This is a genomic window from Streptococcus mitis (assembly GCF_000722705.1).
Classification (GTDB): Bacteria; Bacillota; Bacilli; order Lactobacillales; family Streptococcaceae; genus Streptococcus; species Streptococcus mitis_P.
Genome location: NZ_JPFW01000008.1, coordinates 583208 through 594692 on the forward strand (window position 1 = coordinate 583208; position 11485 = coordinate 594692).

Genomic DNA, 11485 nt, shown 5'->3' on the forward strand with positions numbered 1-11485 from the left:
ATCTGTGTGATTTCATTATTTATCAAAATACTTTTTAGTCTCAGCAATAACAACTGGTGATAAAACTAAGAGGGCAATCAAGTTTGGCAGAGCCATCAAGGCATTGACGATATCTGCGATAATCCAAACCATATCCAACTCGATAAATCCTCCCAACAAGACCATGAGTACAAAAACCACACGGTAGAGCCAGATGAAACGAACACCAAAGAGAAACTCGAAACAACGTTCTCCATAGTAGTTCCAACCTAAAATCGTCGTAAAGGCAAAAAGTACAAGGAAGATGGTCAAGAGGGCAGGCCCAAAGTTTAAAAAGACTGTTGAGAAGGCTGACTGAGTCAAAGCTACTCCATTCAAGTCACTATTCCATACTCCAGTCACCAAGATAGTCAAACCAGTTAGAGTACAGATGATGAGGGTATCAATAAAGGTTCCTGTCATGGAAATCAAACCTTGCTCTACTGGTTCATTTGTCTTAGCCGCAGCAGCTGCAATGGGAGCAGAACCCAGACCAGATTCGTTTGAGAAGACACCACGCGCCACACCATTTTGGATAGCCATCCGAATGCTAGCACCAGCAAAGCCACCTACCGCAGCAACAGGGCTAAAAGCTGATGTCAAGATTAAAGCGATTGTAGCAGGGAGTTTCCCAATATTGAAGAAAATAACTGTCAAGGTCCCTAAAATGTAAATAATCGCCATAAAAGGAACAACAGCTGTCGAAACCTTAGAAATAGACTTGAGTCCGCCAAAGACTGCAATCGCTACTAATACAGACAAAACGAGAGCCGTGATAGCTGGCGAAATAGTCGTTGTATTTTGGATAGATTCTGTAATCGAGTTGACTTGGGTGAAGGTTCCGATTCCCAACAAAGCTACTAAGACACCTGCGATAGCAAAGAAGATAGCAAGTGGTCGCCACTTTTCGCCCATCCCTAGAAGGATATAGTGCATTGGGCCTCCCGCTACTGCACCATGGTCGTCCTTAGTACGGTATTTGATCGCCAAGAGCCCTTCCGCATACTTGGTAGCCATCCCAAAGAAAGCAGCCATCCACATCCAAAAGAGAGCTCCTGGGCCACCGACCTTGATAGCCGTCGCCACCCCGATAATATTTCCCGTACCAACTGTCGCTGCTAGGGCTGTACACAAGGCCGCAAAACTGGATACATCCCCATGCCCCTTGTCCTTGATAAAAATAAGCTGGAAGGCCTTGGACAGACGCAAAACCTGTAAAAGCCCCAAACGAGCAGTGAGATAAGTCCCTGTTCCGACCAATAAAATCAAGAGGGGTGGGCCCCAAACAAAAGCATCGATTGATTTAAGCAATTCTAACATTCTATTCTCCTATCTTTTCAACCCCAAAAGAAAGAGCACATGCACGATACATGTACTCTGGAATGCTTAGATAAATGCTAAAAAGCGGTCTATCCTAGCTCTGTCCTTTTACCTGAGAGTTTGAGCAGTTGCCTGCCTTGCCCCTTCGGTGCCTTTACGGTCTCTCCAGAGTTCCGTCCATTTACAGTCATGGAAAATCAAACGATTCCCCACTTCTATTAAACTTCATTCGGTGTTGGTATTTAATTGATTCTTATTTTACAAAAAATGTTGGTTTTTGTCAATGTGTTTACTAGTAAAAAATTAGTTCGACAGTTTTTACTTTAGCTTTACTTTATGAATTCCGAAATACTTCTTATCCTTTAAAGGTCACAATAGTCGCACCACTGCCTCCAGCATTTTGTGGAGCATAGCCGAAAGTCTTGACATGTTTGTTTCTTTGTAGGTATTTGGTGACTCCTTCACGGATGACACCTGTTCCAATACCATGGATGATATCGACTTGGGCCATATTGTTGAGCAGGGCTTGGTCGATAAAGGCATCTAGCTCATTCATGGCTTCTTCATAACGTTTGCCTCGAAGGTCCAGTCTTGCTTGCGGTCCTCTGCCAGAAGTCCGTTTCACGACATTGACCTGTTTCTTCTTGACTGGTTTTTCTTGCTGAGCTTGAACAAGGTCAAATTCTTTTTCTTCCAAGGTCATCTTGATTAAACCGACTTGGGCTTCCCAGCGACCATCCTTAAGTTGACTGGTCAAGGTACCACGCTGTCCATAACTGAGAACCACGATATCATCTCCCACCTTTGGAGCTCGTTTTTTCTTGGCCTTTTGAAGGACCTTGTTTTTAGACAAATCTACTTTTTCAGGAGCCAATTTTTTCAGCTTGGCCTTGGCTTCAATGATTTCATGGGGTTTGAGCTGGGACTTACTATGGAGATTTTTGAGAATCTGATCACTCTCACTGAGGGCCATGTCCACAATCTCAGCAGCCTGTTCACGTGCCTTATTAAGCTCGGTTTCCTTTTCACGATTGAGCTCATTGTAGAGCTTTTTGAGCGCTCGGTTCATCTTGAGATTTTCTTGCTCCACCTCACGGATATTGTCCAAGCGTTTACGACTCTCTAGCGTCTGCTCTTCTAGTTGCTCAATGATACGATTGACATCATTGTCCTGATCGACCTGCTGGCTGGCATCCCCTACAATAACTTCAGATAGGCCTAGACGTTTGGCAATTTCAAATGCATTGCTTCGGCCAGGCACGCCCTGCATAAAGCGATAGGTCGGGCGAAGAGTCGCAGTATCAAACTCCATACTGGCATTTTGCACAAAGGCTGTCTCGATACCATAGGCCTTGAGTTCGGGATAGTGGGTAGTCGCCATGGTCTTGACTTGACGCAGGCGAAGGTCCTCCAGAATAGCCATGGCAAGGGCAGCTCCCTCTTGAGGGTCTGTACCAGCCCCCAACTCATCCAAGAGTAAGAGGGAATGTTGATTGACCTTGCCAAGAATATCCACGATGTTGGTCATGTGGCTAGAGAAGGTAGACAAGCTCTGCTCAATAGACTGCTCATCGCCAATATCAGCAAAGATTTCCTCAAAAATACCAACACGACTTCCCTTGTCTGCTAAAATCGGCAAACCAGACTGGGCCATAACCTGCGTCAAGCCCAGAGTTTTAAGCATGATGGTCTTACCACCAGTGTTGGGACCTGTGATGACAATAGCTGTTAAATCCTGGCCAAAATGGACATCATTTGCGACCGCATTTTTGACTAAAGGATGGCAGACATGGAGCAGTTGAATCTCCTGATTTTCTGATAACTTAGGAACGACCGCTTGCCTCTCTTGGATAAAGCGGACCTTGGCACGAATTAAGTCTAGATGGCCGATAATCCAAGCATCATTGGCAATCTCAGCCGCATGAGGGCGGACACGCTCAGAAATTTCTTGGAGAATACGAAGCATTTCATAGCGCTCATCTGCTCGCAGACTGGCAATTTCTTCGCTCAGTTTGACCACCTCACGGGGTTCGATATAGACGGTGTTTCCACTAGCAGAAATATCATGAACAACACCTGCAATCTTGTTGCGATAAGTGTTTTTGACTGGTAAAACCTGACGGCCATTTCTGCTTGCAACAATCCCTTCCGTCAACATCTGCGCTTTTTGTTTGAGCAAATCTTGCAAGACATCACGTACCTGACTCTCGCTATCATGGATTTTTCGACGGATTCGCGCCAATTCTTCACTAGCAAAATTTTCAATGAAACCTGCATCATTAAAGGCCTGAAGATTTCCTTGTAATTGCGGAAAATCGTGTAATTTTTCAAACCAGAGGGCTAATTCTGTCAAGCTGACATTTTCTAGATTGGCGTAAAAGCTTTGTAGTTCTCGGCTGGAAAGAAGCACGCGCTTCAAGAGTAGGAACTCCTCAATATTGAGGTCCGCTCCCATCTCCAAACGCTTGCATACTCCTGCTATTTCCTTGGTTGCGAGAATGGTAAAATGCGGTTGCTCGACAAAGAGAGCCTGCATTTCCTTCATCTCAGCAAAAGCCTGTTTGATTTTATCTGCTTTGGCAGTCGGAGCCAGCTGTTTCAATTGCTCCAAGCCCTGCTCGGTCAACAAATGAGGTTCAAACAAGACCTTGACCTTATTGAACTCTAATGTTTCTAATATTTTTTTGTTCATCTTTATTTCCTTGTCTTTGAATGTCTAGGTGTGGTAGCTTTTTACATTCTGATAGATTCTAGTCAATCTGTAAACAAAGGGCTAGGAAAATTCCTGCCCTTTTTATCCGATTAAATTTGTCACCCAGATTTGCTTAAGCCAACTGGTTGTTACTGGTATGCTCTGGATGATGTGTTTTGCGACGATACTCTTTTCAAGAGGAGTTTGAATAGCTGCCATGGGAATGGTCGCCAAGATGGTCAAGGCCATTTGCAAAACAAATAAGGTCACCAACATGGACAAGATACCTGCTGAAACTTGGAACAACTTGCCACCCAGTTTTTTACTAGGAAGTAAGTGTAACAAGAGACCAAGTAAACGACCGATGCTATAGACAATCCCAAATACAAGCAAATAGCCGATACCCGCGTAAAAGACCTTATCCAACTGAAAGAGTTGATCCGATGGGAAGAAGAAAGTCCCCTGACCTTCCTGCGGATTTGCATAAGGGAGTAATAAATGGAATTGTTCCCCAAGCCCCTTGTAAAACTGGCCAGCCATAAAAGCCGATGCCATGGCTGAAATCAGGTAATAAACCTGTAAGAGCAGGCCTCTCCGATAGCCGATATAAAATCCCCAAGCCAAGACCAATAGAAGAAGGAGCGAAATCATAAGGAATCCTCAATCTTACTCTGTTCTTGCTTGCAAGTCACGAGTTTGTGACGGAGTTCTTCTAATTCTTGCTCCTTATCGTCAAATTCAATCTCACGACTGAGCTGAGTTGACAAACAGTTGACTGCCAACAAAAGAGCGATCGTTTCATCGTCTGCACTAGGCATTTGTTCTTTAATAGCTTGGTATTTTTCTGTCGCAACCTTAGCGATTTCCTCCATAAAGAGATTATCATGCTTGGTTGTCAAGGTTAATGATTTTTTTCCGAATGTAAATTTGAATCGATTTAGATTTGCCATAAAATTCACCTCACGATATTATACCAAAATTCGCTAACTTTGTCAGTTTTTACAAATTTGCCTGCTTTTGTGGTACAATAGAAACTATGGTAAGTATAACACTCACACCAAGCGAAAAGGAGATTCAGGCTTTCCTTGAACACTATCAAACCAGTCTGGCTCCCAGTAAGAACCCCTATATCCGCTACTTTTTGAGACTGCCTCAGGCAACGGCTTCTATCTATACTTCTGGAAAAGTCTTGCTTCAGGGTGAAGGGGCTGAGAAATACGCCAATTTCTTTGGCTATCAAGTTGTAGAGGAAAACAGGGGACAAAATTTCCCTTTAATTGGGACAGATGAGGTTGGAAATGGTTCCTACTTTGGTGGGCTTGCAGTTGTGGCTTCCTTTGTCACACCTGACCAGCACGACTTCTTACGAAAACTCGGTGTGGGGGATTCAAAGACTCTGACAGACCAAAAGATTCGTCAGATTGCTCCTATTCTCAAGGAAAAAATCCAGCACCAGGCACTCCTTCTCTCACCAAGCAAGTACAACGAGGTCATCGGAGATCGCTACAATGCGGTTTCGGTTAAGGTTGCCCTCCATAATCAGGCTATCTATCTCCTCCTTCAAAAAGGTGTTCATCCTGAGAAAATTGTGATTGATGCCTTTACCAGTGCTAAAAATTATGACAAATACTTGGCACAAGAGGCCAATCGTTTCAGCAATCCTATCAGCTTAGAAGAAAAGGCTGAGGGTAAATACTTGGCTGTCGCAGTTTCTTCTGTCATTGCGCGTGATCTCTTTCTGGAAAATCTTGAAAATCTGGGACGAGAACTGGGCTATCAACTTCCAAGTGGAGCTGGAACGGCTTCTGATAAGGTGGCTAGCCAGATCTTACAAGCCTATGGCATGCAGGGACTCAACTTCTGCGCCAAATTGCACTTTAAAAATACTGAAAAAGCGAAAAAACGCTTAGAAAGGTAAGTTATGAATTCATTTAAAAATTTCTTAAAAGAGTGGGGACTGTTCCTCCTGATTCTGTCATTACTAGCTTTAAGCCGTATCTTTTTTTGGAGTAATGTCCGCGTAGAAGGCCATTCCATGGATCCGACCCTAGCGGATGGCGAAATCCTCTTTGTTGTCAAACATCTCCCTATTGACCGATTTGATATCGTTGTGGCTCATGAGGAAGACGGTAATAAGGACATTGTCAAACGTGTCATCGGAATGCCTGGCGACACTATCCGTTACGAAAACGATAAACTTTACATCAATGATAAAGAGACGGATGAGCCTTACCTAGCTGACTATATCAAACGCTTCAAGGATGACAAACTCCAAAGCACCTACTCAGGCAAGGGATTTGAAGGAAATAAAGGAACTTTCTTTAGAAGCATCGCTCAAAAAGCTCAAGCCTTCACAGTCGATGTCAACTACAACACCAACTTCAGCTTTACTGTTCCAGAAGGAGAGTACCTTCTCCTCGGAGATGACCGCCTGGTTTCGAGCGACAGCCGCCATGTAGGTACCTTCAAAGCAAAAGATATCACAGGGGAAGCTAAATTCCGCTTCTGGCCAATCACCCGTATCGGAACATTTTAAGAAATCGAAGAGGCCGAGAATCAGCAATCTCAGCCTCTTCTTCTATCGTGATAATATGATTATTCACTATCCAGTTTGATTAAGATAGAAACAAAGTTATACTCAATGAAAATCAAAGAGCAAACTAGGAAGCTAGCCGCAGGTTGCTCAAAACAGTGTTTTGAGGTTGCAGATAGAGCTGATGTGGTTTGAAGAGATTTTCGAAGAGTATAAAATAAAAACAACCCCAACTCTCACCTATTCATGCAAAGGAATTTTATGGAAGTTTATTTTTCAGGAACCATTGAACGGATTATTTTTGAAAATCCCAGCAATTTTTATCGCATTCTCCTCCTAGAAATCGAAGATACGGACGCAGCGGATTTTGACGATTTTGAAATCATTGTCACAGGAACCATGGCTGACGTGATTGAGGGAGAAGACTATACTTTTTGGGGGCAAATTGTCCAGCACTCCAAGTATGGGGAACAACTGCAAATCAGCCGTTATGAACGAGCAAAACCAACTAGCAAGGGATTGGTTAAGTACTTTTCAAGTAGCCATTTCAAGGGAATTGGTCTCAAGACAGCTCAGAAAATCGTGGACACCTATGGTGACAATACCATTGACGAAATTCTGCAACACCCAGAAAAGCTAGAAGGCATCTCAGGACTCTCTGCCAAAAATCGCGAGGCTTTCGTCTCCACTCTCCGTCTCAACTACGGAACGGAGATGGTTTTGGCCAAACTAGCCAACTACGGCATTCCCAATAAACTAGCCTTCCAGATTCAAGACTTTTACAAGGAAGAAACCCTTGATGTGGTTGAAAATTATCCCTACCAGTTGGTTGAGGATATCAAGGGTTTGGGCTTTACTATTGCTGACCAACTAGCGGAGGAACTAGGCATCGAAAGTCAGGCCCCTGAACGCTTCCGTGCTGGTCTAGTTCACAGTCTTTTTCAGGCCTGTATGGAAACAGGGGATACCTATGTTGAAGCACGGGATTTGCTAGAACAAACCCTCACTCTCCTTGAGTCTTCCCGTCCCGTGGAACTGGATCCCAGCCAAGTAGCCCAAGAACTCTCCTACCTCATTGAAGAAGACAAGGTTCAGCAGATTGATACTAAAATCTTTGATAATAGTCTCTTTTTCGCGGAGGAAGGCATCCGCAGTCACTTGGTTCGTATCCTTGAAAAAGGAAAACAAAAGAGTCATGATTTAGAAACCATTCAAAAACATATCACTACTGTCGAGCAAGAGCTGGGGATTGAGTATGATAGCATTCAAAAACAGGCTATCTGTGATGCTATCCAGAATAAGGTCTTTATCCTGACAGGTGGGCCTGGTACTGGTAAGACGACTGTTATCAATGGAATTATCGCTGTATATGCACTTTTAGAAGGACTTGACCTCAGGAAAAAAAGCAACCTGCCAATTCTTCTTGCTGCTCCAACTGGACGAGCCGCTCGGCGCATGAATGAATTGACAGGTTTGCCTAGCGCGACCATACACCGCCATTTGGGAATGACAGGGGACGATGATACCAGTCATCTGGAAGATTATCTGGATGCCGACTTTATCATCGTAGATGAATTCTCCATGGTGGATACTTGGCTGGCCAATCAACTCTTCTCCAACATCTCTTCTAACAGTAAAATCCTCATCGTGGGTGACAGCGACCAGCTACCTTCTGTCAGTCCTGGACAGGTTCTAGCGGATCTGCTTCATATTCCTTTGATTCCTCAGACTCGCTTGGAAAAAATTTACCGACAAAGCGAAGAATCAACTATCGTTACCTTGGCTAGTCAGATTCGACAGGGAATCTTGCCAGCTGATTTCACCCAGAAAAAAGCAGACCGTTCCTACTTTGAAATTGCTAGCAGTCATATTCCTGCCACCATTGAGAAAATCTTAGGCGCTGCCCTCAGAAGTGGCATCCCTGCCCGTGATATCCAAGTTCTGGCTCCCATGTACCGAGGGGCAGCAGGGATTGATGCCATCAACCAGCTCATGCAAGACCTCCTTAACCCACCACAAAAAGACCAACTTAGTTTTGAAGCTCCCCAGTGTCACTATCGTAAGGGCGACAAGGTCATTCATTTGGTTAACGATGCTGAAATCAATGTCTTTAATGGGGATTTGGGAGCCATCACAGACCTGATTCCTGGAAAATATACCGAATCGAAGCAAGACGAGATTGTCATTGATTTTGATGGCAATGAGGTCTCCTACCCACGTAACGAATGGTACAAGATTCGCTTGGCCTATGCCATGAGTATCCATAAGTCTCAGGGAAGTGAGTTCCCTGTTGTCATCTTGCCTATCACCAGTGCTAGCAGGCGTATGCTTGAGCGCAATCTCATCTATACAGCCATTACACGCGCCAAAAGCAAACTCATCTTATTAGGCGAATTACAGGCCTTTGATTATGCCACCCAGCACATCGGAACTGCCCGAAAAACCTATCTGATTGAACGCTTCAGTGATTTAATTGAAACTGTTGAAGAAAATACACCAGCTGTCTCTGAAACTGCCACATTAACTGACTCTGAACAATCCTACATCCTAACCGAAGAAAACTGGGATAGCATCCCAGCCATGATTGGGATTACAGAAGCAGATCTCAAAGAGATTTTTGGAAAATAGTGCATCAGAAAACCCACCAATTCAGGTGGGATTTTTGTTTATTAAGATTATTTAACTGTTGCTGTGCTTGTAATCAACTCAACAGCTTTTTTAATTGTGATATCGTGTTTCAACATATCAGCTGAAAGCAAGCTTTGTACTTGTGCAACTTCCATGTTGTAATCTGTAGCCAATTGCTCGATTTCTTTTTGGATTTCTTCTTCTGAAGCATCAAATCCTTCAGCTTTGGCAACTGCTTCGATAACAAGGTTAGTCTTAGTACGTGACTCAGCTTCTCCCTCGTATTGTTTGTGAAGGTCTTCTTGAGTAGTTCCAGTGATTTGGAAGTACATGTCAGGGTTGATACCTTGACGTTGCAAGTTTCCAAGGAATTCATTTACTGAACGGTGAACTTCTTCGTGGATCATTTCTTCTGGAAGTTCTACGATTTCAGCGTTTTCTACAGCTTTATCAATTGCTGCACCTTCAACGGCATCTTTGTAAGCTTCTTCTTTAGCAGCAGCCAATTCCTTGCGGTATTTTTCTTTCAATTCAGCAAGTGTTTCAACTTCTTCATCGATATCTTTTGCAAGTTCATCGTCAAGAGCTGGAACTTCTTTCGCTTTTACTTCGTGAATAGTTGTCACGAATTTAGCTTCTTTACCTGCAAGGTCTTCTGCTTGGTAGTCTTCTGGGAATGTTACGATCACATCAACAGTTTCGCCAGCTGAGTGACCTACCAATTGGTCTTCGAAACCAGGGATGAATTGACCTGAACCAAGTCCAAGTGAGAAGTTTTCACCTTTTCCACCGTCAAATTCAACACCGTCGATAGAACCAACGAAGTCGATGACAACAGTGTCGCCGTTTTCAGCAGCAGCTTCTTTGATAACCAATTCAGCCAAGTTGTTGCGTTCACGTTCGATACGCTCTTCAACGTCAGCGTCAGTTACTTCTTTTTCAAGGTCTACTGATACTTCAAGGTTTTTGTAGTCACCCAATTTTACTTCAGGTTTTGTAACAACTTCAGCAGTAATAACCCAGTCTTGACCTTTTTCCATTGAAGTTACGTCAATTTTTGGTTGCGCAACTACTTCAAGACCAGCTTCTTTTACAGCTGCTTCATAAGCGTTTGGCAAAAGAGCGTTCATAACGTCTTGGTAAAGTGACTCTTCACCAAATTTTTTGTCGAAGATAGGACGTGGAAGGTGACCTTTACGGAAACCTGGAACATTAAGAGATTTCTTCACTGAGTTGAAGACACGGTCCAATTCTGGTTTGATTTGGTCTTGAGAGATAGTAAAAGTCAAGACCCCACGGTTTGTTTCTTTGTTTTCAAATGATACAGACATTCTGTCATTTCTCCTTAAAATTTTTTAAATACAGTCTATTATAACATAAACGAGCGACTTTTTTCAAGTAATGACTGCGCTTTTCAATGATGGGGGAGGTACGGTTTCTTCTTAGTTTTCTTTAGTTTTCGAATATAATCTTATAAAAGATGCTTAATGATGGCTGATTACAGTAAAAAACGAATCGCCCAAACATCCCTCATTAGGCGATTCGTTTTGTCTTATTTAACCACAAGAACCTTGTAATATTCATACTTATTTGGCTGTGTAATCTTAATTTTTTGACCATAGAAACCATCGATTTCTTTGTCAAAATAATCTGAAAATCCTGATGGTAAGCGTTTCATCTTAAGAACCTCACCAGATTGGTCTGCATATACAAGGAAATGATAGTGGGTTGTAGACATACCGTCATCAATCAATACAAAGTAACCTGTTTTAAGCTTACCATTAGCTTCATCTAAATAGTATAGTTTATTGTTATTGATTGTGAAGCTAGTAGATGGAAGTCTAAGTCGTACACCTGGGTCTTCTAGATAAAGATCATTGCCAACTTTTTTGATTTCTGATCTAGTCGTCATCTCTGGAAGTGGTGTCACTCTACGACCATCTGCTCCAAAGTAATATCGACCTGGCAGATTTTGGAAATTACGAATAACAGCTTTAGGATCAATTTCTTGTCCTTCTTCTTTATTATCCACTAAAGCCAACATCGTATTGGAAACCTCATCCCCGTATTTGTCGGAAAATTTCTTGAACTCAGGTTTGATATACCAAGTGTTTTTATCCACGATAACATCAGTAAAGTTATTTCCGTCAAATTTTGCTGTAATCAGATATTCATATCCATCGCCTAAACGAACAATGTCACCATGTTTATAAGGGTTATTTCGTAAAGTGAACATATGGCCATCCTTACTGAGAATATAGCCTGTCCCATCACTAGAATTTACAACTCTATCA

Annotated in this window: 8 protein-coding genes, 1 pseudogene and 1 riboswitch; of the genes and pseudogenes, 3 read left to right on the top strand and 6 right to left on the bottom strand. The window is 42.8% G+C overall.

The features are described 5' to 3' along the window. Nucleotides 1-15: 15 nt before the first annotated feature. The 4 genes from SK642_RS07770 to zapA all read right to left on the bottom strand — a co-directional run bounded on the left by SK642_RS07770 (nt 16) and on the right by zapA (nt 4980). Complete coding sequence (locus SK642_RS07770; protein ID WP_033684221.1) at nt 16-1338, bottom strand: alanine/glycine:cation symporter family protein; 1323 nt, start codon at nt 1336-1338, stop codon at nt 16-18. Between the two features lie 90 nt (nt 1339-1428). Further along, nucleotides 1429-1517: riboswitch (glycine riboswitch) on the bottom strand. 176 nt (nt 1518-1693) lie between these two features. Beyond that, nucleotides 1694-4030: an endonuclease MutS2 gene (locus tag SK642_RS07775; RefSeq protein ID WP_033684222.1), complete on the bottom strand. Its 2337-nt coding sequence runs from the start codon at nt 4028-4030 to the stop codon at nt 1694-1696. A 102-nt stretch (nt 4031-4132) separates the two neighbouring features. Beyond that, nucleotides 4133-4681, bottom strand: a complete 549-nt coding sequence (locus tag SK642_RS07780; protein ID WP_033684223.1) for a CvpA family protein — start codon at nt 4679-4681, stop codon at nt 4133-4135. Then, entirely contained in the window at nt 4678-4980 is a 303-nt protein-coding gene (gene zapA, locus SK642_RS07785; RefSeq protein WP_033684224.1) for a cell division protein ZapA, read from the bottom strand. Before zapA ends, SK642_RS07780 begins: the two co-directional genes overlap by 4 nt. Nucleotides 4981-5066: 86 nt before the next feature. Between zapA and rnhC the strand changes: the two genes are divergently transcribed. From rnhC to SK642_RS07800, 3 genes are all read left to right on the top strand, one after another. Then, entirely contained in the window at nt 5067-5948 is an 882-nt protein-coding gene (rnhC, locus tag SK642_RS07790) for a ribonuclease HIII (protein ID WP_033684225.1), read from the top strand. Nucleotides 5949-5951: 3 nt separating this feature from the next. Next, nucleotides 5952-6566 carry a signal peptidase I gene (gene lepB / locus SK642_RS07795; protein WP_001083986.1) on the top strand — a complete coding sequence of 205 codons (615 nt, stop codon included), beginning with the start codon at nt 5952-5954 and terminating at the stop codon, nt 6564-6566. A 258-nt stretch (nt 6567-6824) separates the two neighbouring features. After that, nucleotides 6825-9191, top strand: a complete 2367-nt coding sequence (locus tag SK642_RS07800) for an ATP-dependent RecD-like DNA helicase (RefSeq protein ID WP_033684226.1) — start codon at nt 6825-6827, stop codon at nt 9189-9191. Between the two features lie 47 nt (nt 9192-9238). Here SK642_RS07800 and tig read toward each other — a convergent pair whose 3' ends face one another. Both tig and SK642_RS07810 read right to left on the bottom strand, forming a co-directional pair. Then, nucleotides 9239-10522, bottom strand: coding sequence for a trigger factor (gene tig, locus SK642_RS07805; RefSeq protein WP_033684228.1), 1284 nt, complete (start codon nt 10520-10522; stop codon nt 9239-9241). A gap of 221 nt (nt 10523-10743) precedes the next feature. After that, nucleotides 10744-11485: pseudogene (locus SK642_RS07810) on the bottom strand (N-acetylmuramoyl-L-alanine amidase family protein); the annotation flags it as partial.

What these genes read in the sequence shown, in the direction of transcription:
- SK642_RS07770 (WP_033684221.1), bottom strand. Translation starts at nt 1,338, where the DNA reads ATGTTAGAATTGCTTAAATCAATCGATGCTTTTGTTTGGGGCCCACCC.
- SK642_RS07775 (WP_033684222.1), bottom strand. Translation starts at nt 4,030, where the DNA reads ATGAACAAAAAAATATTAGAAACATTAGAGTTCAATAAGGTCAAGGTC.
- SK642_RS07780 (WP_033684223.1), bottom strand. Translation starts at nt 4,681, where the DNA reads ATGATTTCGCTCCTTCTTCTATTGGTCTTGGCTTGGGGATTTTATATC.
- zapA (WP_033684224.1), bottom strand. Translation starts at nt 4,980, where the DNA reads ATGGCAAATCTAAATCGATTCAAATTTACATTCGGAAAAAAATCATTA.
- rnhC (WP_033684225.1), top strand. Translation starts at nt 5,067, where the DNA reads ATGGTAAGTATAACACTCACACCAAGCGAAAAGGAGATTCAGGCTTTC.
- lepB (WP_001083986.1), top strand. Translation starts at nt 5,952, where the DNA reads ATGAATTCATTTAAAAATTTCTTAAAAGAGTGGGGACTGTTCCTCCTG.
- SK642_RS07800 (WP_033684226.1), top strand. Translation starts at nt 6,825, where the DNA reads ATGGAAGTTTATTTTTCAGGAACCATTGAACGGATTATTTTTGAAAAT.
- tig (WP_033684228.1), bottom strand. Translation starts at nt 10,522, where the DNA reads ATGTCTGTATCATTTGAAAACAAAGAAACAAACCGTGGGGTCTTGACT.